The organism is Nocardia sp. NPDC005825, from assembly GCF_040630175.1.
Taxonomy (GTDB): domain Bacteria; phylum Actinomycetota; class Actinomycetes; order Mycobacteriales; family Mycobacteriaceae; genus Nocardia.
Genome location: NZ_JBEXXC010000003.1, coordinates 76,043 through 99,757, shown reverse-complemented (window position 1 = coordinate 99,757; position 23,715 = coordinate 76,043). Strand labels below are relative to the sequence as shown.

At 69.1% G+C, this 23,715-nt stretch carries 23 protein-coding genes; 13 read left to right on the top strand and 10 right to left on the bottom strand.

Annotation, left to right across the window (positions count from 1 at the left end; translation table 11 throughout):
- Positions 1-110: 110 nt before the first annotated feature.
- Positions 111-1,322, top strand: a complete 1,212-nt coding sequence (locus ABZ382_RS09300) for an FAD-dependent monooxygenase (RefSeq protein ID WP_357086169.1) — start codon at positions 111-113, stop codon at positions 1,320-1,322.
- A gap of 66 nt (positions 1,323-1,388) precedes the next feature.
- Here ABZ382_RS09300 and ABZ382_RS09295 read toward each other — a convergent pair whose 3' ends face one another.
- Positions 1,389-1,907, bottom strand: coding sequence for a hypothetical protein (locus ABZ382_RS09295; protein WP_357086167.1), 519 nt, complete (start codon positions 1,905-1,907; stop codon positions 1,389-1,391).
- Positions 1,908-2,125: 218 nt separating this feature from the next.
- On the opposite strand from ABZ382_RS09295, the gene ABZ382_RS09290 reads away from it, so the two are divergent.
- The 3 genes from ABZ382_RS09290 (at position 2,126) to ABZ382_RS09280 (ending at position 5,453) form a co-directional block, all read left to right on the top strand.
- The gene (locus ABZ382_RS09290; RefSeq protein WP_357086165.1) at positions 2,126-3,136 is read left to right on the top strand and encodes a GAF domain-containing protein; all 1,011 of its coding nucleotides are present in this window, start codon (positions 2,126-2,128) and stop codon (positions 3,134-3,136) included.
- A 380-nt stretch (positions 3,137-3,516) separates the two neighbouring features.
- Positions 3,517-4,374 (top strand): ParB/RepB/Spo0J family partition protein, encoded by an 858-nt coding sequence (locus tag ABZ382_RS09285; RefSeq protein ID WP_357086163.1) that lies wholly within the window; start codon positions 3,517-3,519, stop codon positions 4,372-4,374.
- A 110-nt stretch (positions 4,375-4,484) separates the two neighbouring features.
- Positions 4,485-5,453 carry a helix-turn-helix domain-containing protein gene (locus ABZ382_RS09280; RefSeq protein WP_357086161.1) on the top strand — a complete coding sequence of 323 codons (969 nt, stop codon included), beginning with the start codon at positions 4,485-4,487 and terminating at the stop codon, positions 5,451-5,453.
- A gap of 253 nt (positions 5,454-5,706) precedes the next feature.
- Here ABZ382_RS09280 and ABZ382_RS09275 read toward each other — a convergent pair whose 3' ends face one another.
- The 8 genes from ABZ382_RS09275 to ABZ382_RS09240 all read right to left on the bottom strand — a co-directional run bounded on the left by ABZ382_RS09275 (position 5,707) and on the right by ABZ382_RS09240 (position 12,718).
- The gene (locus ABZ382_RS09275) at positions 5,707-5,973 is read right to left on the bottom strand and encodes a GlsB/YeaQ/YmgE family stress response membrane protein (RefSeq protein WP_357086159.1); all 267 of its coding nucleotides are present in this window, start codon (positions 5,971-5,973) and stop codon (positions 5,707-5,709) included.
- A gap of 143 nt (positions 5,974-6,116) precedes the next feature.
- Complete coding sequence (locus ABZ382_RS09270; RefSeq protein WP_357086157.1) at positions 6,117-7,343, bottom strand: cytochrome P450; 1,227 nt, start codon at positions 7,341-7,343, stop codon at positions 6,117-6,119.
- Positions 7,340-8,623 carry a cytochrome P450 gene (locus tag ABZ382_RS09265; RefSeq protein ID WP_357086155.1) on the bottom strand — a complete coding sequence of 428 codons (1,284 nt, stop codon included), beginning with the start codon at positions 8,621-8,623 and terminating at the stop codon, positions 7,340-7,342. The genes ABZ382_RS09270 and ABZ382_RS09265 overlap by 4 nt, the downstream gene beginning before the upstream one ends.
- Positions 8,620-9,174: an ATP/GTP-binding protein gene (locus ABZ382_RS09260; protein WP_357087303.1), complete on the bottom strand. Its 555-nt coding sequence runs from the start codon at positions 9,172-9,174 to the stop codon at positions 8,620-8,622. The genes ABZ382_RS09265 and ABZ382_RS09260 overlap by 4 nt, the downstream gene beginning before the upstream one ends.
- 28 nt (positions 9,175-9,202) lie before the next feature.
- Positions 9,203-9,556, bottom strand: coding sequence for a DUF742 domain-containing protein (locus ABZ382_RS09255; protein ID WP_357086153.1), 354 nt, complete (start codon positions 9,554-9,556; stop codon positions 9,203-9,205).
- Positions 9,553-9,966 carry a roadblock/LC7 domain-containing protein gene (locus tag ABZ382_RS09250; RefSeq protein WP_357086151.1) on the bottom strand — a complete coding sequence of 138 codons (414 nt, stop codon included), beginning with the start codon at positions 9,964-9,966 and terminating at the stop codon, positions 9,553-9,555. Before ABZ382_RS09250 ends, ABZ382_RS09255 begins: the two co-directional genes overlap by 4 nt.
- A complete protein-coding gene (locus ABZ382_RS09245; RefSeq protein WP_357086149.1) occupies positions 9,963-11,789 on the bottom strand; it encodes an ATP-binding protein in 1,827 nt (608 codons plus the stop codon). Before ABZ382_RS09245 ends, ABZ382_RS09250 begins: the two co-directional genes overlap by 4 nt.
- Before the next feature lie 215 nt (positions 11,790-12,004).
- Entirely contained in the window at positions 12,005-12,718 is a 714-nt protein-coding gene (locus ABZ382_RS09240) for a hypothetical protein (RefSeq protein WP_357086147.1), read from the bottom strand.
- A 297-nt stretch (positions 12,719-13,015) separates the two neighbouring features.
- Between ABZ382_RS09240 and ABZ382_RS09235 the strand changes: the two genes are divergently transcribed.
- Together ABZ382_RS09235 and ABZ382_RS09230 are read left to right on the top strand one after the other, a co-directional pair.
- On the top strand, positions 13,016-14,005 hold the full coding sequence (locus tag ABZ382_RS09235) for a zinc-binding dehydrogenase (protein ID WP_357086145.1): 990 nt from the start codon (positions 13,016-13,018) through the stop codon (positions 14,003-14,005).
- Between the two features lie 81 nt (positions 14,006-14,086).
- Positions 14,087-14,830, top strand: coding sequence for a hypothetical protein (locus tag ABZ382_RS09230; protein WP_357086143.1), 744 nt, complete (start codon positions 14,087-14,089; stop codon positions 14,828-14,830).
- A 48-nt stretch (positions 14,831-14,878) separates the two neighbouring features.
- Here ABZ382_RS09230 and ABZ382_RS09225 read toward each other — a convergent pair whose 3' ends face one another.
- Entirely contained in the window at positions 14,879-15,967 is a 1,089-nt protein-coding gene (locus ABZ382_RS09225) for a family 20 glycosylhydrolase (protein WP_357086141.1), read from the bottom strand.
- Between the two features lie 148 nt (positions 15,968-16,115).
- On the opposite strand from ABZ382_RS09225, the gene ABZ382_RS09220 reads away from it, so the two are divergent.
- From ABZ382_RS09220 to ABZ382_RS09190, 7 genes are all read left to right on the top strand, one after another.
- Positions 16,116-16,778, top strand: coding sequence for a TetR/AcrR family transcriptional regulator (locus tag ABZ382_RS09220; protein WP_357086139.1), 663 nt, complete (start codon positions 16,116-16,118; stop codon positions 16,776-16,778).
- Between the two features lie 164 nt (positions 16,779-16,942).
- Entirely contained in the window at positions 16,943-18,193 is a 1,251-nt protein-coding gene (locus ABZ382_RS09215; RefSeq protein ID WP_357086137.1) for a helix-turn-helix domain-containing protein, read from the top strand.
- 142 nt (positions 18,194-18,335) lie between these two features.
- Positions 18,336-20,027, top strand: coding sequence for an alpha/beta fold hydrolase (locus ABZ382_RS09210; protein ID WP_357086135.1), 1,692 nt, complete (start codon positions 18,336-18,338; stop codon positions 20,025-20,027).
- Between the two features lie 11 nt (positions 20,028-20,038).
- On the top strand, positions 20,039-20,872 hold the full coding sequence (locus tag ABZ382_RS09205; protein ID WP_357086133.1) for an alpha/beta fold hydrolase: 834 nt from the start codon (positions 20,039-20,041) through the stop codon (positions 20,870-20,872).
- Positions 20,873-21,056: 184 nt separating this feature from the next.
- Positions 21,057-22,433 carry an MFS transporter gene (locus ABZ382_RS09200; RefSeq protein ID WP_357086131.1) on the top strand — a complete coding sequence of 459 codons (1,377 nt, stop codon included), beginning with the start codon at positions 21,057-21,059 and terminating at the stop codon, positions 22,431-22,433.
- A complete protein-coding gene (locus ABZ382_RS09195; protein ID WP_357086129.1) occupies positions 22,423-22,842 on the top strand; it encodes a MarR family transcriptional regulator in 420 nt (139 codons plus the stop codon). The genes ABZ382_RS09200 and ABZ382_RS09195 overlap by 11 nt, the downstream gene beginning before the upstream one ends.
- Positions 22,843-22,902: 60 nt before the next feature.
- A complete protein-coding gene (locus tag ABZ382_RS09190) occupies positions 22,903-23,679 on the top strand; it encodes an N-acetylmuramoyl-L-alanine amidase (RefSeq protein WP_357086128.1) in 777 nt (258 codons plus the stop codon).
- The last annotated feature ends 36 nt before the right edge of the window (positions 23,680-23,715 follow it).

Sequence of the window (23,715 nt, the reverse complement as noted above, 5' to 3'; positions counted from 1 at the left end):
AGCCTACGCTCGCCACCTGTGTTAGACATTTGTTCTAGACAAACGTGTCAGACCTCGTGTAGACATATGTCTTAGACAAACGTTCTTCACCACGAACCGGGAGACACCCCATGAGCACCACCGCCAACACCCTCCGCGTCCTGGTCGCCGGCGGCGGCATCGCCGGCAATGCCGTTGCCCTGCAGTTGCTTCGGGCCGGTATCGCGGTCACCGTGGTCGAGCGGGCGGCCGAGCCGCGGCCCGGTGGGCAGGCGGTCGACCTGCGTGGGCCCAGCCGCGAGGTGGCCGAGCGGATGGGGCTGATGGAGGGGATCAAGAAGAGCCTGCTGCACGAGAAGGGGATGGCCCTGGTCAAGGCGGACGGGTCGTCGGTGTACCGGATGTCGATGGAGATGTTCGACGGTAAGGGTCCGGTGGCCGACATCGAGATCAGCCGGGGCGACCTCAACAATGTGCTGCTCACCGAACTCGCCGGTGCCGCAGGCGAACTCGACTACCGCTACGGCGACTGGATCGAGACCATCGACCAGGATGCCGACGGCGCCACGGTCGGATTCGCCTCGGGCCGCGAGGAGCGCTACGACCTGGTGATCGGCGCGGACGGCGTGCACTCGCGGACCCGCAAGCTGGTGTTCGGCCCGGAGGAGGAGTTCACCACCTACCTGGGCGGCTACATGTCCTTCTACACCATCCCCACCCCGGCGGGCGTCGAGAAGGACTGGATGTCCATGCACGTGGTGCCGCGCGCCTCCCTCGGCCTGCGCCCCGATTTCGACCCGGCCACCTCGAAGGCCATCATCACCCTGCGCACCGACGCCGACCCGACCCTGCGCCGCGATGTCGCCGCCCAGCGCACGCTGATCCGCGACATGCTGGCCGAGGCGGGCTGGCTGGTCCCCGAGGCGCTCGAGCACTTGGAGACCACCGAGGACTTCTACTTCGACGAGCTGGTCCGCGTCGACATGCCCACCCTGTCCAAGGGCCGCGTCACCCTGCTCGGCGACTCCGGTTTCTGTGGCTCCCCGATGACCGGCATGGGTACTGCGATGGCCATCGTCGGCGCCTACCTGCTGGCCGGCGAAATCGCCGCAACCCCCACCGATATCGACGGCGCCCTGGCCCGCTACGAGGAGCAGGTCACCCCGTTCCTGGAGAAGGCCAAGGAACTCCCCGGCGGCGGCATCCAGATGATGCTCCCCACCTCGAAGCTCGGTCTGAAGATGATGCAGCAGGTCGGAAAGCTCATGACCACCAAGCTGTTCCGCCCCATCATGATGAAGATGCTGGACCAGACCCAGGACTACGTGCTCCCGACCTACTGATCCGCCGCGGCGAAAGGCCTTCATCGACCGACCTGGTCGATGAAGGCCTTTCGCGTGCCCGGCCTGTTAGCTCGAGCCGCTGGTCGCCGCGCCGAGCAGTCCCGACAGGATGCTGGATATCACCGCACCCGGCAGGTCGCTGGTAGCCGAGCCGGAAGCGGACCCGGCGGCGGAGCCGGTCAGGTATCCGCGGCCCGGACCGGTCGTCGAGCCGAGGAAGGCGTCGCCGCCCCCATTGGCCAGCTCGTCGAGGGCACAGGTGGCGAGTCCGCCGCCGGAGCCGCTGGCCAGCGCAGTGATGATGCCGTTGGCCAGGCCCGCCGCGGATCCGCTTTCGGGTCCGGCGGCGGACCCGCCGAGGAATCCGAGCGCGAAGCCGGTGACCGAGCCGGTGGCCGCCGAACTGGCCCAGCCTTTGAGAAACCCTTCCAGGCAGGGCATTCCGGGTGGAGCCGCCCCGGTGGCGGTGGGATCGGCCTGGACGACTCCCGGGTCTTCCACGGTGACCGGGTCAGCGGCCGCCGGCCCGGTCGCGATGGCGAATGAGATGCCGATTGAAGCGGTGATCAGAATGAATTTTCGCATCGAAGTACTGCTTTCCCCGAAAACTTGGACGCACGACCAAGTTAACTCCGCCGCCGATCCTTCGCGGGCTGATCGTGAAACTTGGCGGGAACGGCTCAACACCGGCGGTTCAGTGAAAAGCCTTGGGGGAAAACTCAACTCGAGTTAACGATCCGCTACGGTGTCGCGCTGGGGAAGACTCGTGTACTCATGGTCAGGGGACGAGAGGGGAGTATGCGGTGAGCGGTACACGGTGGCTGTTGATCGAGACGTTCGGCGGCGGGGAGCCGACCGTGATCGGACTCGGGAGCGCACCGAGGAAATTCGTCCCGCTCACCCAGATGTTCCGGCAGCGCGAGACCCTCTCGGCCATTCGCGGCGCGGTGGCGTCGACGCTGGCCCGCCTGGAACCGGTGGATGTCGTGAGCGAGGACGGGCGGCGCCGGACGGTGACGATCCCGCTGCACATCACCTCGGAGCGGGTGCACGCGGTGCTGCTGTGGTCGGGGCCGGTCGAGGAGCAGATCCCGCCGCGCGATCGGGTGGGGGCGTGGTACTTCAACCTCTCGACGTCGAAGTCCACGCGATCGGACGATCTGCTCGATCTGTACGGGGTCGCGCCGGAGAACCGGGCGCGGGAGCATGCCATCGCCGGGGTGTTCGCCCGGGTCATCACCAACAGCGACGAGTCCGATGCGCTCGCGAAGATCGTGCGGTCGGCGCCGGGGACCGAGCATCAGGCGGTGTGGACCGTGCGGCGCGATGACGGGGCGTTGCGGGCGGCGCACTTCTCCTGCCGGATTCTGGAGGAGCGCAGCTCCGCGGACGGGTGCGAGATCTTCATGCGAGGGGTCACCCATGACATCGGGGATGCGACGGAGGTGAGTTCGGCGCCGCCGCCGGTGATTCTGGAGCATCGGGTCTTGGACGCGGCCGCGGCGGCGGGGGATTATCGGGCGATCGTGGATCTGCGGAACCTGCGGTTGTTGCGATGGATGGGTCCGGCGATGCCGGGGATCGCGTGGCAGTCGCTGGCGGGGGAGCCGGAGCCGGGGATCCATCCGGAGGATCTGGGGATCGCGAAGGCCATGAGCCGGGATCTGGCGCAGTCGCGGACGTCGGGGGTGTTGCGGTTGCGGACGCTGGACGGCGGGTGGAAGGTGGTGCGGGCGCGGGCGGTGTTGATGGCGCTGGATCAGTACACGACGGCCGCGTTGGTGACGGTGCGGGACCCCGACCTGGTGGATTAGTCGGCCAGCAAACAAACCATCAGTAATGTTTGTTGGGTATATAACAGCGGTTGACCGCGCGTCGCGGGTTTGCGGCAGGTCAGCGTGATCAAGGGGGAAATACGCAGGTGGGCGGGGGATTTGCTCAATTGATCACGGAATGTCCGGATCGCTACACTGCCGCCAGTACGCACCCGCGCAAGCGGGAATCTTGCCGGTTCTCCCCGTGAGACCGCCTGGCGCGTCGTTGACAGGCCCTGCCCGGAAACGCTTCTGCGGCTCCGGCGGTCGTGGCTGCTCGGCGTAGGGAGGCGGCAACAGTGCTCGGACCGAACAATGTGTGGTGGCTGCGTCTTCTCACCGGCATCCGGCTGTGGTTGGCGGCTCGAATGGTGCGATCGATGGGGTTGCGCACCTCTCGGGGCGCGAATGTCCGCGGGCTCGAACCGAATCCCGCCGAGATCGTCCGAATCCCCCTGGACCGCGTGCACATCAGCGCGACGTTGCGGCAATCCGGGGAGAACGCACGGCATGTGGCCGCGCTGTCGGAGGTCGCCGCGGCGCTGCCGCCGATCGTGGTGCACCGGCCGAGCATGACTGTCATCGACGGCGCCCATCGTGTGCGGGCCGCGCAGTGCAGTGGGTCGCAGTGGATCGACGCGGTCTACTTCGACGGCGACGACGGGCAAGCCCTGCTGCTCGCCATCCGGCTGAACTCCGCGCACGGCCTGCCGCTGTCCGCCGCCGATCGCAAGGCCGCCGCCGAGCAGGCGCTGATGTACTACCCGGACTGGTCGGATCGCCGCCTGGCCACGACGCTCGGCCTGTCCGAGCGCACGATCGCGGCCATCCGGCGCAGAACCGCAGTGCTCCCGGCCTGCGCACCGCGCCCGTGCCCGACCCCGGCGGCCGCGCCGGACGAGGTCCTTCGCCGCCCGGAGCGCGTCCACCTCACCGATCCCCGTCCGATGCAACGCCGTTCGGACTCGGCCGCCGGTGACCGCGCCCAGCAGGCCGCCGCCTTGCGCACCCTGTGCCCGGACCCCGCGTTGCAACGCACCGAATCCGGCAGGCAGCTGCTGGCCCTGCTGGCCGCCCTCCCCGCCGATCCCGCCGCCTGGGCCGATCTCGCCTGCGAGCTCTCGCCCTGTCACGCCGCGCTGATCGCCGAACTGGCCGCCGAACAGGCCGAGAACTGGGCGACCCTGGCGCGTGCCGCGACTCGGCACGTGGTGACGGAGGAGAACACCGCGGCGTGATCGGCGCCGCCCGCGGCGAGCCGGACGGCGTCGAAGGGCTTGGCGCGCTTCGGGGCTCGAATCGGGGCCCATGAGAAAATGGCGGGTACCGCGGTGGTGGATCGATCGGAGTGGGTGTTTTGCAGGGGGTTCGGCGGGTCGAGGTCCGCGGCGGCGAGGGGGTCAAGGCGGGGGAGTTGTTCGAACAGTGGGAAGCGGGTCTCAGCGAAGCGTATGTGCCGCTGGCGGTGTCGCCCGGCGAGCAGGAGCGCTTCGAGGGCTGGATCGTGCACGGACGCTACAACGAGGTCGAGTTGTCGACGCTGGGCGCGAGCAAACAGCGGGTGCATCGCACCCGCACCCTGATCGCCCGCACCGATGACGAGTTCCTGCACACCAGTATTCAGATCGCGGGCCGCGGCTGGTTGCATCAGGACGGCCGGGTCGCGGAGGTGGGTCCGGGCGAGATGGTGTTCTACGACAGCACCCGCCCGTACCACTGGGAATTCGAGGGCGCGTGGGAGATGTCCGCGGTGCAGGTGCCACTGAGCCGACTGCGGCAGCGTTCCGGCATCGCCCCTTCGGAGATCCCGACCGCGACCACGGTGGTGGGGAAGAGTCCCGCCGGCGTGGTCACCAGCTTCCTGCGTGAGCTGACCGAATTGCAGAACATCGATCCCGCGCAGGCCGCGGTGCTGGCCGGTTCGACGGTGGATCTGCTGTCCTCCGCCATCGCCCTGACCTCCGGTCGCACGATCCCGGGCGAGGCGTCGGAGAGCCTCACCCGCCGTCAGGTGCTGGATTTCCTCCGGAAGCACTGCCTCGACGCGACACTCACCGTGGCGGCGATCGCGGCGGGCTGCGGGGTGTCGCGGCGCACGCTGTACCGCGTGCTCGAGGAGTTCGAGGAGGGCCCGGCGACGCTACTGCGCCGGATGCGGGTCGAGTACGCGTGCGGATTGCTCACCGCGCGAAGGGATCTCCCGGTGGCGGCGGTCGCGCACAGTTCCGGCTTCACCAATGAGCGGCAGTTCTATCGCGCGTTCCGGGTCGAGATGGGCACCACCCCGGCCGCCTTTCGCGAGACCGGCTGCGGTTGATCGCAACCCGCCCGCGGACGAAATCCGCCCGTTGATCCGGTCGCAACCTTCTGCTAACTTCTACGTATCTACTAAGTAGGTACGTAGAAAGCTTGGGGCGTAGACCACCTGCGACCCGGGGGCGCCGTGGGGACGGCGTCGTGGCGGCGGCGGCCTTGTGCGGACCCCTCATCGCGTGCAACGCCGCCGAAACCACAAGGGGCGGGACCGCGTTCCAGCGGCCCCGCCCCGAGCGGTGGTCTTCGATATGCGCTCAGACGCGTGCGCGGATCCACTTGTAGATCGCCAGCACCACGATCGCGCCGACGATCGCGCCCAGGAAGGCGTGCTTGACCGGCGGATGCACGCTGAATTCGTGCGGCGAGAACAGCAGACTGCCGAGCGTGCCGCCGACATAGCCGCCGACGATGCCGAGCACCGCGGTCCAGATGATGCCGAAGTCCTCCTTGCCGGGGACGATCAGCCGGGCGATCGCGCCCGCGATCAGGCCGATGATGATCATCGTGATGATGCCGCCCATGACATTCTCCTTGTCGTTGGGTTCCGCTGCATCGACGGTAGCAGGGCGAAGGTCGGTGATGAGCGAGCCGAAACACCCCAATTCGCCCGTGGCGGACACGGCCGCACGCGCCGGAAACGGGGTTCCGGCGCGTGCGCGAGCGGTCAGACCAGGTGCAGCGGCAGCGCCGCGATGTCGTTCTGCGTCATGACCGGAAGGTTCACGATATCCGAATCCGCGCCGGCCAGCCGCAGCGCCGGGAAGCGGTCGAACAGCGCGGGCAGCGCGATGGCCGCCTCCAGCCGCGCCAGCGCCGCGCCGGGGCAGATGTGCGGGCCGTATCCGAAGGAGATATTGCGGTGCGCGGTCGGCCGGGTGATGTCGAATTCGTCGGCGTCGTCGCCGAATACGGCGGTGTCGCGTCCGATCGCGCGGTACGACATCACCACGCCCTCGCCCTGCTCGATCACGGTGTCGCCGACCGTGATGTCCTCGGTGGCGAACCGCATCAGCAGGTGGGTGACCGGGCCGTCGAAGCGCAGCGACTCCTCGATGACCTGCTTCCACTCCACTTCCTCGGACCGCACCCGGGCCAGCTGCTCGGGCCGGGCCAGCAAGGCGCGCACCGTGTTCAGGATCAGGCTGACGGTGGTCTCGTGCCCGGCGGCGACCAGCGCCTTGAGGTTGCCGACCACCTCTTCCTCGGTGAGCGGCTCGCCGCCCTCGTCGGCCAGGATGAGCGCGCTGGTGAGATCGTCGGTGGGGGCGGCGGTCTTGCGGCGGACCATCTCGGTGAAGTAGACGTCCATGTCGTCGATGACCCGCAGCCGCTCGTCCTGCGGGGTCATCATGGAGAAGAACTTCTTGTACCAGTCCAGCAGCATGGGGTGGTCCTCGCGCGGCACGCCCATCAGCTCGGAGATCACGCGCATGGGCAGCGGGTAGGCGAAGACCTGCTTGAGGTCGACCACCGCGCCCTCGCCGCCCGCCACGTCCAGGTCGTCGAGCAGTTCCTTGGTGAGCCGTTCGACGGTGGGGCGCAGCTCTTCCAGGCGCCGCGGGGTCAGTGCCTGGGTGGTCTTGATGCGCAGGCGGCGATGTTCGGGGCCGTCCACGGTGAACATGGACCGCCCGGCGTCGATCATGCCGATCAGCGGCCACTGCCGGGTGATCACGCCCTCGCTGAACAATTTCCAGGCGTTGATGTCCTTGACCAGCCGGGCGTCGGTGAGCAGCTGCCGCGCCACGGTGTGATCGGTGATGGTCCAGGCGGGTGCGCCCAGCAGGTCGATGCGGGTGATCGGTCCGGCGGCGCGCAGACGGGTGGTCTCACCGGCGAGGTCGCCGACCATCGGATCGATGGCCATGGCATGCGGGCAGGGGGAACTCACTGGAAACCTCCGAGAGCACGAACAGGTGTGAAAACAACGGGCAGAGAAGTCATTCCGCACAGGAACGGGGAGGGCCGGCGCACCAGGCTCGCGGCCGGCACCGCCAGATCGATGTCGGGCAGCCGGTCCAGCAGCACCTCGATGCCGGTGCGCGCCACCGTCTCCGCGATCTGCTGCGCAGGGAACGGGCACCGGTACTCGCCGTGACTGAACGCGAAGTGGGCGTTGTTGCCGCTGTTGATGCCGTCGCCGACCGATTGGCGCACATGCGGATCGGTGTTGGCGGCGGCCAGCCCGAGCAGCACCAGGTCGCCGGCGCGAATCTGGGTGTCGGCCAGCCGGGTGTCGCGGGCGGCCCAGCGTCCGGCCAGGATCGAGTTGGGGGAGTCCTCCCACAGCACCTCGTTCATGGCCTGGTCCACGCTGCGCCGGCCACCGCCGAGCGCGGCCGCGAACCGGTCGTCGGTGAGCATCAGCCGCACCGAGTTGATCAGCCAGTCCGCGGTGGGCAGATGCCCGGCGGCGGTGACGGCCATCAGGTCGTTGACGTATTCCTCGTCGGTGAACTGCCCCGGCTGCGCGAGCATGCGCGAGACCAGATCGTCGCCGGGCGCGGCCTTCTTCATGGCCAGCAGGTGCTGCATGTACTGCATGAATTGCAGGTGCGCGGTCTGGGCGTCGGCGCCGCCGTCGGCCATCACCTTCATGGCGCGCGCGAGTCCGGGGCCCTCGACCTCGGGGATGCCCAGGAGTCCGGCGAGCACCAGTACCGGCAGCGGTTCGGCGAAGTCGGCGACCAGGTCGGCGGTGCCGCGCCCGCAGAAGGCGTCGATCAGCTGGTCGGCCAAACCCTCGGCGACCCTGCGCAATTCGAAGTTGTCCACCGATTCCAGCGCCGGTTCCACCATGGCCAGGTGGCGGCGGTGCTCGGCGCCCGCGGTGAAGTAGATCGAGGGCATCGGCGTGCCGACCATGGGCAGCAGCGGCCAGTCCGGGGGAATGTTGGGCCACTGGTTCCACAGGCTCACGTCGCGCGGGAACAGTTCGGGCGAGCTGGTGACCTGGTGCATCTCCCGGTAGCCGAGCACCAGCCAGGCCGGGATCCCGCCGATCAGCTCGACGGCGGCGACCGGGCCGTGGTCGCGGCGGATCTCGCGGTAGAGGGAGTTGCGGTCGGTGTGGAAGCGGGGGCCGCTCAGCGGCACCACCGCTGAGCGGTTGAACGGCGCCGCCGCGGTGGCGTGGGGCACCGGGCAGCTGCCCTGCGCGGGCGAGGTCATGAGACGGTCTCCGGGTGGTAGAGGTACTCGACCAGGGTGATCAGGACGTTCTTGCAGGAATCGCGCAGGCGGGCATCGCATTCGACCAGCGGGATGTGCGGGCCCAGATCCAGCGCCTCCCGCACCTCCGCCATGGACAGTCCGGGCCCGAAGCTGTTGCAGGCCACGATGAACGGCGTGCCCTGATGTTCGAGCCGGTCGATGGCGTACCAGGAGTCGGCGATCCGGCGCTGATCCACCAGCACGATCGCGCCGAGCGCGCCCGTGAACAGCCGGTCCCACAGGAACCAGAAGCGTTCCTGGCCGGGCGCGCCGAACAGGTAGAGCACGTGTTCGTTGTCGATGGTGATGCGGCCGAAGTCGAAAGCCACCGTGGTGGTGGACTTTCCGGGTATCCCGGCCGGATCGTCGACGTCCTGGCCGACCTGGGTCATGGTGGCCTCGGTGTCGAGCGGGCGGATCTCGCTGATCGAGCGCACCATGGTGGTCTTGCCGACGCCGAAGCCGCCGACGATGACGATCTTCAGGCCCTGACGGGCGTCGGCGGGCAGCGGAGCCTCGGCCCGGGAGGGGCGGAGGTCAGAGTTTGCGGAGTCCAACGAGCACCTTTTCCAGCGTGTCGGTAGTGGGCAGCCAATTCCATTGCCGCGACGCGTGATCCGGATGACGCACCGTGATCTTGCCCGCGTGCAGCAGGTCCGACAGGAGGATGACGGTGATGCCCACCGGCAGGCGCAGCTCGGCCGCGATCTCCACCACCGCGGTCGGCGCGCGGCACATATCGAGGATGGCGGCGTGCTCGGACTGCATGCCGCGCACCGGAGCGCTCTCGCTGACCACCAGGGTGACCAGGTCGAAGGCGTCCGAATCCGGTTGGCTGCGACCGCCGGTCAGTGTGTACAGCCGATCCGGATCCTCGTCTGGCCTGGTCACGGCACGCTCGCCCCCGGTACTCGCGGGGCGGCGGCCAGATGCTCGCCGAGCTGCTCGACCAGCTCGCGCATATTGTGGCCGACCAGTCCGGCGTCGGCGTCCTCGGCGGCGACCACCGCGATGTGTGCGCCCACCCCGGCTTCCACGATGAACAGGATGCCCCCGTAGAACTCGGTCATCGACTGCCGTACGCCGCCGCGCCCGTCTCCGAACTCCACCGAGGCCCCGTGCGACAGGCTCTGGATCCCGGCCGCGATCGCCGCCAGCTGATCGGCGCTGTCGTTCCCCAGTCCGGGCGTATGACAGATCTTCAAACCGTCCCCGGACAGCAGCAGTGCGTGCCGCGCCCGCGGCGTGCGCACCAGCAACTGCTCCAACAGCCAGCCCAGATGTGTGGCGGACGGTGTCATCGATCGGTCTCCCAGGGGTTCGCAGGGGCAGGGTAAGCGCCGGTGCCGGGCTCGCGGCCGCTCTCGCCGTCCGGGAGCTGCGCGGTCCGGCCGGTGGAATGCGATGCCGCGGTGGCGTTGTCGCGCAGATCGATTCCGCGCCGGACCGCGTCCATCAGTGACCTCGGCAGCAGGGAGGCGTCGCTCGAACCGTCGAGGCCGAGCGGATCCGGCCGGGTCGAGACGGTGGGGATGCGGCCGCCCGGGGGCGGATCGAGATTGGTGAGCGGCGAAGACCCGGCGTCGGCGGGGGTCTCCCGACCGGAGACGGCACGCTGGAAGGCGGCCATCGACGACGGCGCGGCCGGAGGGCGCGGCGGGGGCGGGGCCGCCGGGACGGCCAGGCCCTCGGGGTGGACGGCGGCGAGGGTGCTGCCGCGCTGCCGCTTCGGCAGGCCGCTGGAAGTCGCTGCGTGCGTGCTGGATTCGTCCTGCTGACGACCCTGGCCGCTGTCGTCGGCAGCGAACTGCGCCGGACCGCTCGGGGCGGTGCGGGCCGACCCGGCGCGCTCGGTTCCGCGCGCTCGGTCGGCGGCGGCGTCGGAAGTCGTGAGCTCGGGTCCGCGTCCCGGCGTGGTGGCCGAGCCCGCCCACGCGGGTTCGGCGACCGAGTCATCCGACCGCGGTGGAACGCGGGCGATCTGGGGTTCGGCTGTTTCGGCGGCCGCACCGGCAGTCACCGGGGTGAGGTGGGACAGGGTGCCGGACTGGCGTTCCAGGCGGGTGGTCAGTTCGCGGGGGATGACCACCACGACGGCGGTGCCGCCGATGGCGGACGGCCGGTAGCTGACGGTCAGGTCGTGCTTGCGGGCCAGGTGCCCGACCACGGCCAGGCCCAGTCGGGTGCCGGAGAGGGAGGAGAGGTCGGTGTCGGCGCGCGGGCCCGCCACCGCGGATTCGGCTCTGCGGAGGGCGGATTCGCTCATGACGAGGCCGCTGTCCTCGATGGTGATCACCACCCCCGCCGGGACCTCGGCGGCGTAGACGTGCACCTCGGTCGTGGGCGGGGAGAAGTTGCAGGCGTTGTCGAGCAGCTCGGCCAGCGCGTGCATGACGCCCTCGGCGGCGTGGCCCGCGACGGCGATCTCGGTGACCGCGCGCAGCCGCACCCGCTGGTATCCGGCGACGCGGCCCATGGCCCCGCGCAGGATCGACTCCATGGCAATGGGTTTCGCCCAGCGGCGGCCGGACCGGGCGCCGCTGAGCACCGCGATGCTGTCGGCCAGTCGTCCGGCCTGGGCGGTGCGGTGGTCGAGTTCGAGCAGGTCGGCCAGCACCTTGGGGTCGGCGTGGCGGTGTTCCATCTCGCGCAGCTCGGCCAGCATGGAGGTGCTCATGGCCTGCATGCGTCCCGCGGCTCCGGCGAAGGCGGCCATGGCCGCGGCCCGGCGGTGCTCGTTGTCCTTGGCGGCGCGGGCCTGTTCGGCGGCGTGTTCACGGATGTCGTGGACCCGGGCCTCGGACTCGGTGATTCGCGCCTGGGCGGCCGACATGGTCGCGGCCACATGGGCATCGGCCTGCGCGGTGTAGGCCAGGGCCTCGCGGCGTACCGCGTGCACCCGGTCCCGGTAGTAGGCGGCCGCGGTCAGCGCGCCGGTCAGCAACAACGCCGCCACACTCGCTCCGGCGGCCAGCGGTATCCGGAATCCGGTGGGGGACAGCAGGACCGCGACCGCGACCACGATCGCGGTGGCTACCAGTGAGACGGCCGTCGTCACATACGGCGGGCGCTGACTCCGAACGGTGTGCTGTTCCCCGTTCGGCGGATTGACTGATTCCGACACGCTCCGCACTTCCGAACTACGTCCATCAGGGCGGACGCCCCGATGCCCCCGACCGCGCCCGCCTCGCGAAATACCGTGCCAAATGCCCGGACCGCCAAGCGGATTCGGTTCTGCCGGACGCAGCATAAGCGCCCCCGGTCAGCGGCGCTACCCGAGCGCGTACCCACGGGCAAACATCCGTCCCACCCGCTGGGACGGCGGATCGACAGTGCAGGTCAGAGGTCGAGGTCGTCGAATTCCTGTCGGCGCAGCCGGGTGCCGGCGAGGAGCGACCCCAGGGCGAATCCGAAGATGGGAATACTGACCATCGGCGACCACGAATGCACCTGCGGCCCGGCCGGTCGCACCAGGGTGATCACCCGCAGCAGCGCCAGCGCCGCACCACTCAGCCCGCCGAACATGAACAGCCACAACGGCAGCCGGAACGGCTCGGGTGCGATGCGCTGGCTGCGCGCCACCGCGGCCACCACCGCCGCGTTCACCACGACGCCCGACAGGGCCAGGATCCATTTGTGCGTCTCGATGGTCATGTACGACGGGTGCAACGGGTCGTAGGTGAACAGCAGCGCCGCCGCGAGGGCGCCGAGCCCGACGTAGAACGCGCGCTTCAACAGCGCCCGCCCCCAGAGGTCGGCCACCGTCACCCCGATCAGCGCGCCCGCGCCGACCAGCGCCAGATCCGCGGCCAGTCCGGGGAAGCCCTCGAAATGCCCGCTCGGCAGCGCCAATTCGTCGGCCGAGCTGTTGACGGCGGGCGTGCGTAGCAGTGCCCACAGCGCGAGCAGCGCCAAAGCGATGGTGAACGGCCGGGATTCGGCGGAACGCCAGCGCGGTAGCCGGGCGATCGCTGCCACGAGCGCACACGCTGCGGCCAGTAGCGGCACGAGATTGCCCGCCGCGGCGATACCGCTCGCCGCTGTCTCGCTCACCGACCCGGGGATCCTCATCGACGCGATAGCGCTCACCTGAACAGCCTGGCCCGGCCATGCCGCGCGTGTGTTTTGTTCCGCGGCGTGTCTCCGGGTTCATTTTTCCCGGCGCAGCAGTTCGCCGGGCAATTGCGGTGCAGGTCAGGGCTCGCCGCGTGTCTCGAATACCGAACTCCCTTGTTCGCCCCGAGCGAACGTTCTTCACCTGGCCTTGACCTCAACATAAGTCGAGGTTCGATGCTGGGTGCAGCGACGGCCGGTCGAAGCGGTCGTCGGAAGTGAGAGGGAGGCAACGAGATGCGTGCAGTGCAGGTCGAAGAGTTCGGCGGGCCCGAGGTGCTGAAGGTCGACGAGGTTCCCGACCCCGTCGCCGGACCCGGCGAAGCGGTGGTGCGGGTCGCCGCCGCCGACGTCATGTTCCTGGACACGATGCTGCGCAGCGGCGCGGCGCGTGACTACTTCCCGGCCGAACCGCCGTTCATCCCCGGCGGCGCGGTCACCGGCACCGTCGAATCCGTCGGCCCCGATGTCGACGCCGCGTGGGTGGGCACGCGGGTGGCCACCCCCACCGCGGCCAGCGGCGTCGGCGGCGGCCTGCCCATCGGCGGCTACGCCGAACGAGCCCTGGCCAAGGCCGACACTCTCGTGGCCATCCCCGCGGAGCTGAGTTTCGAGCAGGCCGCCGCCCTGGTCCACGACGGACGCACCGTGCTCGCCATCGCGGACCGGGCCGCCATCGAACCGGGGCAGTGGGTGCTGGTCACCGCCGCCGCGGGCGGATTGGGCACGCTGCTGGTCCAATTGGCCCGCACCGCCGGAGCCCGGGTCATCGCCGCCGCCCGTGGTGCGGCGAAACTGGCGCTGGCGCAACGACTCGGCGCGCACGAGGTGATCGACTACTCCGAGCCCGGCTGGGCCGAGCGGGTGCGCGAACGCACCGGCGGCGTCTCGGTGGTCCTCGACGGCGCGGGCGGCGAGATCGGCCGCGACGCGCTGGCCGCCGTCGCGCCGGGCGGCCTGCTCATCGCCTACGGCAATGCCGCCGGCGGCTTCGCCGCGGTGGACGCGGAATCCGCTGCGGCCCAGCGGGTCACCGTCGTGACGCTGTTCGAGCTCACCACCCCCGACACCGACTGGCTCGCGCTGCACCAGCGCGCGCACGCCGAAGTCGCCGCCGGACGCCTGGAAGTCGTGATCGGCCAGACCTTCCCGCTCGACCGGGCAGCCGCGGCGCACACCGCCATCGGATCGCGCGCCGCGCTGGGCCGCACCCTGCTCACGGTCTGACCGTCATCGGCGTGTCGTGAGCATCCGCCCAGCTCCGCGGAGCAAGGTGACACCGGGTGCAACGCGACGCGGAGGTGGGCGATGGGCAGGCGGGCAGGTGTGGTCGAGACCGTGGCGACCGGAGTCGGACTGGCACTGGGCGTCTGCGCCGGCGGAGCCGCGAGCGCGCAACCCGCGCTCGACCCCGGCGCCTTCGACCCGTCCCGCGTCCCGCCCCGCACCTCGCTCTCGGTGCGCACCCTGGTCCCCGGCGCGGGCTGGGGCACCGCCAACCAGCACGAGGAGCGCGCGGCCCTGTCCCTCGCCAAGCTCTACCTCGCCGACTACGCGCTCAAACACGGCGACGGCTCCGCGGAGGACCGCGACCTGGGCGAACGCATGATCCGCAAATCCGACGACGGCGCCGCCGACCGGATCGAAGCCAAATACCCCTACGCCATCGACGCCGAGGCCGCCGAATACCACCTGCGGTCCACCCACAGCCAGGGCGACTGGGAATTCTCGACCACCAGCACCGCCGACGTGGCCGACTTCCTCGCCGCCAAGATCCGCGACGAACCCGACAGCCCCATCCTGGCGTGGATGGAACAGCCCGCCGACCGCGCCGTCGACGGCACCCGCCAGGACTGGGGCACGGCTCGACTACCGCAGGTGTACGGAACCAAGTGGGGCTGGGCCGATGTCGGCGATCCGGAGGTGTCGTCGGTGTCCTTCGGCCCCGGTTTCACCGTCGCCGCCCACACCTACGGCACCCCCGAACAACAGACCGAGGACGTACTCGCGGCCTGGTCGGCGCTGCTGCCCGAGGTCTCGCCGAAGCACTGACTTCGGGTCCGCATCGCCTGAATTCCGGTGTCGGGCAGGCGGGCCCGGCTACTGCCCGCGCAGCTTGGCGGCCATGATGGCCAGGCGTTCCGACAGGGGAGTGGTGATCTCGTCCGGGGTCATGGCCGTGGGGTCGTCGCACCAGACGAAGACGCCGGAGCCGATCAGTTGGGATCGGGTCGCGGCGGGCAGCGTGCTGAGGTCGACGAAGACGCCGGGGTTCCACAGTTTCAGCAGGGCGGGCGGAGTGTTCAGGCCCGCGGCGGGGCCGCCGGTGACGAAGTAGGTGGGGGTGAAACCGGCGTTGACCAAGCGGTTTCCATTGGCGGCGAGTTCGGCGGGGCCGCGGCCGGTGCGGATCCAGGGCGCGGTGCCGGCGGACCAGTAGTCGATGATGATCGACGGGTCGAGGCCGAGGGCGCCGGGCCAGTCGAGACCGTCGTTCCAGACGATCGGCGTCTTGCCGGTCTCGGCCAGAATGGTTGCGGCCCAGGTGATGTAGTCGCGCACCGCGTACGGACTCAATTGGGGATACCGGCCGAAGTCGCTGACGTATTCGTCCGCGCCGAGATGCCAGTACGGGCCGGGGAACAGCGGGAGGAACTCGCGCAGTAGGTCGCCCATGAGCTGATACGCCGCCGGATTCGACAGGTCGATCTTGGTCTCCGGTCCGCCGAGCAGCGCATCCTGCTGGGCCTCGGCCGGTGTGGTGTGCGCGGGGACCAGCTGGAGTTCGGGGTGGTGGGCGAGGATCTGCCCCATGTGGCTGGGCATGTCGATCTCCGGCACCACGGTGATGCCGTAGCCCCCGGCGTAGGACACCAGCGCGCGGATCTCGTCCTTGGAATAGGTCTGCGCCGAGTTCACCTCCGGATGGGTGTCGCTGCGCAGCCGGAAGCCCTGGTTGTCGGACAGGTGCAGGTGCAGCGTGTTCATTCCCAGCGCCGACAGCTCCCGCACCCGCGCCTCGAGCCAGTCGATCGGGAAGTACTCGCGCCCGGTGTCGACCATGAGCTGACGCCACGGGTACTCGGTGGCCGCGGCGGGTGCGGGCCGCGCCGCGGCCGGTGTCGCGGTGACCAGTCCGGCGGTGAGCAGCGCGGTGATGACCACCCGTCGCTTCACGTTTCCCGTCATGGGTGTCGAGTGTGCAGACAATCCGGAACCTCGGCGTGCGAATCGACCGGATTGAGTTAGTGTTAACGAACATTCGTTCGTTCAGGTGAGAGGGAAGGTCGAGTTGCCCGACGTGACCAGCGGGGCGGTCGCTGACCATGCTTCGGATATGGACGACGCGGCCGTGGAACGCCTTCAGGTCTTGATCGGGGAGATGGATCGGCGGGTTGTGGAGACCTCGCCGGCGTCCGGGCGATCGGACACCCGCGAACGGATTCTGGAGACGGCGATCGGCCTGTTCGCGCAGCGCGGGTTCGAGGCGTGCACGGTTCGCGATCTGGCGGACGCGGTCGGGATCAAACCTCCCGGCCTGTACAGCCATTTCAAGTCGAAAGAGGACATCCTGTCCGAGGCGATGCTGAGGGCGTTACGCGGTTTCCTCGTCCACGTCTGCGCCCCCGCCACGACCGTCGGAGCGGCGGCGAGGCTTCGCGAGACAGTGCGTCGCCACATCGCCTACCAGCTCGAGAACGCGCAACTCGCTCGCGCCCATGATTTGCTGTTGAACTCGGACTCGGTCGGACGGTTCCTCTCCGAAGCGGAGCGTCGGCTCCTGTACGACGCGCGACGGGCGTACTACGAACTGATCAAAGCTCGCGTCGCCGCCGCATCCGGCATCGCGAGCGACCCCGATCTCGCCACCGGCACATTCGCGGTACTGACGCTGTGCGACGGCGTTGTGAACTGGTACCGGCCGGAACGTGAGCTCACGGTCGCCCAAGTCGCCGACCGCTACTGGGACCTGATCCGCCTGATGCTTCAGATCGCCTGAATTTCCGCCACGGCCGAGGCCGGGGCGGGCCCGCGGGGACAGTCCACGCAAACGACATCCGACGCCAAAGGTGTTGCCGGAGAACAATTCACACGCAACCGCGGCCGAGACGCGGTTGCCCGGCGTTGGGAGGTGACGACATTTTCCGTCACGACGACTTGGATGTGGGCAACCGCGTCGCATCGATCGCCGCCCGGATGGCCGAGCGGGCATCGGAGATCAGCGGGCTCATCGAGGATGGTCTGGAGTGTGAGATCCCGGAGCTGGGATCGGATATTCGCACCACCGAACTGCTCGGCGCGAGCGTGCGCGGCAGTGTCACGACCATCCTCCACGCACTGCGCGACGGCGCCGCGGTAGGTCGGGTCCGGGTTCCGGACGCCGTCGCCGAGTTCACCAGACGCCTCGCCCGGCAAGGGTTTCCGCTGCATGCCATGATCCGCGCGTATTGGCTCGGTCAGCGCCGTCTGAACGAACTGCTCTTCGCTGAACTGCACGCGACCGACATCACGCCCGCCGCCCGGATCGCGGTCATGGAAGCCGCGGCGAAGACCCTGTTCGACGGCGTCGACTCGGTCACCAGGCAGGTGGTGGTGGTCTACGAGCAGGAGCGCAAGCGGTGGCTGGTGGATCAGGACAGCCGGCGCGCGGCGGGGGTACGGGCGGTCCTGGAGAACCAGGGGCGCGTGGACGCGGCCGCGGCGACCGAATGCCTCCGCTACCCGCTGCGCTGGCATCATCTCGCGCTGATCCTGTGGCATCCCGAATGCAGTGCCGAGGATACGAAGCTCCCTCGCCTGCAGCGATTCGTCCGCGAACTCGCCGAGGCCGTCGGCGCCGACGCCCAACCACTGTTCGCCGTCGACGCGGGGACAGGCTGGGCATGGTTGCCGTTCCGGGCGGCCCACCTGGAAGCGGTGGCCCAGGTCCGGAAGTTCGCGCGGTCCCGGCCCGACGGCCCGAGCGTGGCGATCGGCGCGATGGCGGAGGGGGTCGCCGGATTCCGCCGTTCGCATCGATCGGCGCTGGCCGCGCACTCGGTCGCGGTCACCGGCGACAGCATCGGACCGAAGACCGTCGCTGCCACCGATCCTGGACTGACCGCGGCGGCACTGCTGAGTGGCCGGGTCGACGAAGCGGGTGAATGGGTGGGCGAGGTCCTGCGCGATCTGGCCACCGACAGTGAGAACGACGAGCTACTGCGCGAAACGCTGCGCGTGTTCCTGCGGGCGGGGTCCAGTTACAAGGCCGCCGCCGCTGAACTCGATCTGCACTTCAACTCGGTGCGATACCGGGTGGGGCGTGCGGTTTCCCGTCGGGGCGTGCCCATCGGAGACGATCGGATCGATGTGGAACTCGCCCTGCTCCTGTGTCACTGGTTCGGCTCGACAGTCCTTCGGCCACGCCAGGCGTAGTCACACGCCGACACAAACCGGACCAAGAATTTCGTGCTCCGCGAACAATGGCGCGGCGGTGCCGCCGGATTACGGTTACAGGGATCAATTCTGTTGTAGCGCAACGTAACTCGCATTCCCGATTCCGCCGAGGGGAACAGCAATGACATCCACCATCGAGGGCGCCGACGAACTCGGCGCCCCGCTCGATCTGATCCTGACCAGTTCCGCGCTCGGCATCGGCAAACGACTGCTGCCCAATGTCTCCTGGACCAGGCTCGCACTCGACCTCGCCCGCAAACCACACGCTGTCGCGGGACGAGCCAGTGTTCTCGCACTCGAACTGGGGGACATCGTGCGCGGCCGCTCCGAACGCGCGCCCGCCCGCGGCGACCGCCGATTCGACGATCCGGCGTGGCAGGGAAATCCGTTGTTCAAGCGGTCGATGCAGGCGTATCTCGCCGCTCAGGACACCGTCAAGGGGCTGTTCGACGACGCCGATCTGGACTGGCGAGACGCCGAATGGATGGGATTCCTCCTGGACAACCTGATGGAGGGCCTCTCGCCCAGCAACAACCCGCTACTGAGCCCCCTGGCATGGAAAGCCCTGGTAGACACCGGCGGGCTGAGCGCGGTACGCGGGCTGCGGCACTTCATCGACGACATGTCCGAGGCGCCGCGAGTGCCCTCCATGGTCGCGCCCGACGCCTTCACGGTCGGTGAAACCCTGGCCACCACACCGGGTTTCGTCGTCCTGCGGACGGAGATGTTCGAACTGATCCAGTACACGCCGAACACCGAACAGGTCCACCGGGTGCCGTTGCTGATGGTGCCGCCGGTGATCAACAAGTTCTACATCATGGACATCGCACCCGGACGCAGCATGATCGAGTACCTGGTGGGATCCGGACAGCAGGTCTTCGTGCTCTCCTGGCGTAATCCCACTGCCGCGCAGAAGGATTGGGACCTCGATGCCTATGGTCAGGCGATCATCGACGCGCTCGGCACGGTCGAGCGGATCACCGGCTCCGTCCGCACCCATCTGCAGGGTTCCTGCTCGGGCGGCATCCTCGCCGCGATGACCGCGACCCATCTGACCGCCATCGGCCAGGCGGAGCGGGTGGCCGGGCTGTCGTTGATGGTGACGGTGCTCGATCAGACCCGAGCCGGATTCGCCGTTGCCGCGATCGACGAGGACATCGCGAAGATCGTCATCGCGCTCTCCGCCCGCAAGGGCTACCTCGACGGGCGCTCGCTGGCCGAAGTGTTCGCCTGGCTGCGCCCCACCGATCTCATCTGGCGGTACTGGGTCAACAACTACCTACAGGGCCGCACCCCCGCGCCGTTCGACGTGCTGTTCTGGAATTCCGACACCACGCGCATGCCGGCCGCGCTGCACCGCGACATGGTGCTCATGGGCGTGCACAACGCGCTGGCCACTCCCGGCGCGACGCGACTGCTCGGCACCTCGATCGACCTGTCCCAGCTGACCATCGACACCTATGTCGTCGCCGGAATCGCCGACCACATCTCACCGTGGCAGGCCTGCTACCGCAGTGCCCGGCTGCTGGGATCCAAGGACCAGCGATTCGTGCTGTCCACCAGCGGACACATCGCGGCACTGGTGAACCCGCCGGGCAATCCCAAGGCCTCCTTCCGCACCGACACCGCCGAACAGGCCGACCCCGCCGACTGGTTCGAAGGCGCCACCCTGGAAAAGGGCTCGTGGTGGCCCGATTACGCGACGTGGCTCGCCGAACGCGGCGGCCCGGACATCGACGCGCCGTCCGAAGCCGGCGTCACCCGGCTGCGCCCGCTGGCGGCAGCACCCGGCACGTACGTGCTCGAACCGTGAAAGACCAGGCGATGCCCGCGCGGCGGGGACGGTCGCCGGGCACCGTGGAAGAACGGCTGGTATCGGTGCTCGGACAGCGGATCTGGGTGCGGGTACGGTGGGGCGAGGGAGCGCCGCTCGTGCTGTGCAACGGTATCGGCGCCGCCCTGGATGAACTCGATCCCCTTGTCGCACAGCTGAACCCGATGACCACAGTCGTGCGCTTCGACGCTCCCGGCAGCGGGCTGTCTCCGAAATCGGCGATTCCCTACGGGTTCCCGTACCTGGCGGTGACGCTCATGCGGCTGCTGCGCAAACTGGAGATCCCCGAACCGGTGGACATCCTCGGATTCTCCTGGGGCGGCGCCCTGGCTCAGCAATTCGCCTTCCAGTATCCCCGGCGCTGCCGCAAACTCATCCTGGCCGCCACCGCCACCGGGGCGATCATGGTCCCGGCCCGCCCCGCCGTCCTCCGGAAGATGCTGACCCCGCGTCGTTTCCGGGACCGCCGCTACGCCGCCGAGATCGTCGGCGACCTCTACGGCGGTCGCGCCCGCACCGACCCGGCCGTCGTCACGAACCGCTTCGACCGGCAGCCGGTCGAGCGATCCGGGGCCGGCTACCTGCACCAGTTGCTCGCCGGCTCGGTCTGGACCAGCATCTTCGCGCTGCCATTGATCCGGCAGCCGACGCTGATCCTCGCGGGCACCGACGACCCGATCATCCCCACCATCAACGCCCGCATCATGCACCGCAGATTCCCCCACTCGACCCTCCACCTGCACAGCGGCGGACACATCGACCTCATCACCAACGCCGGAGAACTGGCTCCCGTCATCGAGAGATTCAGGCAGGACCGGCCCTGACGGAGATCGAACCCCGGCGGGAGCTACCAGGACTCCCCGGCGACCCACACTGCGATCTGCGCCCGAGAATGCGCTCACCGACGAGCGGGACCGCTGGGTGACGGCTACGACTTGCTGTCACATGTGACCGGGGCCACAGTCTGAGTTCTTGCGTCCGGAACAGTTGTGAACACACAATGATTGTGTGCTTACAACTGTTGAGGAGCTCGACGCGCGGCGTAAGAAGATCATCCTGGTCACCTGCTGCCTGAGCCTGCTGATCTCGTCCATGGACGCCACGATCGTGAATGTCGCCATCCCGACAATTCGCGACGATCTCGGCGCGCCGCTGTCGCGGCTGCAGTGGATCGTCGACGTCTACACGCTGACGCTGGCCAGCCTGCTCATGCTCTCGGGCGCGGCGGCGGACCGGTTCGGGCGCAAGCGGGTGTTCCGGATCGGGCTGCTCACCTTCGCGGCCGGATCGCTGCTGTGCAGCCTGGCGCCCAGCATCGAGGTTCTCATCGGCGCGCGGTTCGTGCAGGCCGTCGGTGGATCCATGCTGAATCCCGTTGCCATGTCGATCATTACGACCACCTTCACCGGGCGGATGGAGCGGGCGCGGGCGGTCGGGGTGTGGGGCGCGGTGGTCGGCATCTCGACCGCGCTCGGGCCCATGGTCGGCGGCGTGCTCATCGACAGTCTGGGCTGGCAGTCGGTGTTCTGGATCAATCTGCCGATCGTGGCGGTGGCCTTCGCGCTCACCACGATCTTCGTGCCCGAGTCGAAGTCGGCGAACCCGCGCGGCATGGATCCGATCGGGCAGGTGCTCGCGATCGCCGTGCTGTTCACCCTGGTGTTCGGGCTGATCGAGGGCAAGCCCGCGGTGTTCGTGATCGCGGCGGCGGCACTGGCCGGATTCCTGTGGCACGAGTCGCGGCACCGGTCGCCGTTCATCGACCTGCGCTTCTTCCGCAGCTTCCCGTTCTCCTCGGCCACCGTGATCGCGGTCTGCTCGTTCGCCGCGCTGGGCGCGTTCCTGTTCAGCATGTCGATGTATCTGCAAGGGACGCGGCACTTCTCGGCCGTGCACACCGGGCTGCTGTACCTGCCGATGGCGCTGGGCATGCTGTTCTTCTCGCCGCTGTCGGGACGACTGGTGGGCCGCTACGGCACCCGGCCGTCACTGCTGGCCTCCGGATCCCTGATGGGCGTGGCCGCGGTCCTGCTCACCCTGCTGCGCGCCGACACCCCGATCTGGCAGCTGGTCGTCACGTTCACGCTGTTCGGCATCGGATTCGGCATGGTCAACGCGCCCATCACCACCACCGCGGTCAGTGGGATGCCGCTCGATCGGGCCGGGGCCGCCGCGGCGGTGGCCTCCACCAGCCGCCAGGTCGGCGTGAGTCTCGGTGTGGCACTGTGTGGTGCGCTCACCGGCGCGGGATTGTGGTGGACCATCAGCGGATTCGCCGTGGCCGTCACCGCGCTCGGCGTCGCCGCCAATACCGACTGGGCGTACCGTTCGCGAGATCGGATCGCGCCCCTGCTGGAACAGAAGGTCCCCGTTCATGCCGGATGACACGCCCACCACCGACCAGGTCTGGCGGCAGCTCACCCACCTGGTGATGGACACCCGTGACGGCTGGAAGCGCGCGGTGACCGAGCGAACCGGCATGCCCTTCAGCCGGATTCGGGTACTGCGGCGGCTGCGGCCCGGACCGCTCAGCGCCAAGGACCTGGCCCGTGCCGCCGCCATGGACGCGCCCGCCACCACCGTCGTGGTCAACGACCTCGAGGAGCGCGGACTGGTGACCCGCGAGATCGATCCGACCAACCGGCGCAGCAAGCTGATCTCGCTCACCGACGCCGGCGAGCGGGTGGTGGCCGAAGCGCTCGCCACACCCGACCCCGCGCCCGCGGAATTGGCCGGCCTCACCCCGGCCGACCTGCGCACCCTCCACGAGATCCTGCGCAAACTCGAACACTGACTTACGGGTTCGTGATTCAACCGTTATCGTCGAAGTGTGCGACACCGACACTGGAAGTCCATGGCGGCACTCTGCGGCGCGCTGCTGCTCGCGGGCTGCGTGCAGAGCCAAGCCGTCCCGGTCTCGCAGTCGCGCCCGGCGCAGGACGCCCCCGCGAAAGCGGATCTGCCTGCCCTCCCGATCTTTCCGATCGCCAACCGGACCGTGGTGATCGACCCCGGCCACAATGGCGGCGGCGCGTCCCACGCCGACGAGATCAATGCCAAGGTGCCCGACGGGCGCGGCGGCATGAAGCCCTGCAACACCACCGGCACCAGCGGTGACGACGGCTACACCGAGCACGAATTCAATTGGGCGGTGGCCCAGCTGGTGCGTGATCAGCTCGCCGCCCGCGGCTTCCAGGTGATCATGAGCCGCGACAGCGACACCGGCGTCGGCCCGTGCGTGAACGATCGCGGCACCCTCGGCAATCGGGTCGGGGCGGCGGCCGTGGTGTCGATCCACGCCGACGGCGCGCCCGCCGGGGCGCACGGCTTCCACGTCGCCTACTCCTCGCCCGCGCTCAACGACGCCCAGTCCGGGCCGTCGGTGCAGCTGGCCACCCGCTTGCGCGACACCTTGTCCGGGGCGGGCTTCACGCCCTCGACCTACGTCGGCTCCGACGGTATGAACCCGCGTCCCGACCTCGCCGGGCTGAACTTCTCCGAGCGGCCGACGGCTCTCGTCGAATGCGGCAATATGCGAGATCCCGGCGATGCCGCCCTGATCGAATCCCCGGACGGCCGTGCCCGATTCGCGCGGGCCATCGCCGACGCCATCGCGGCCTATCTCGGCTAGCACATTCGTTCATCTCACTCACGGCGCGGGGTCGCT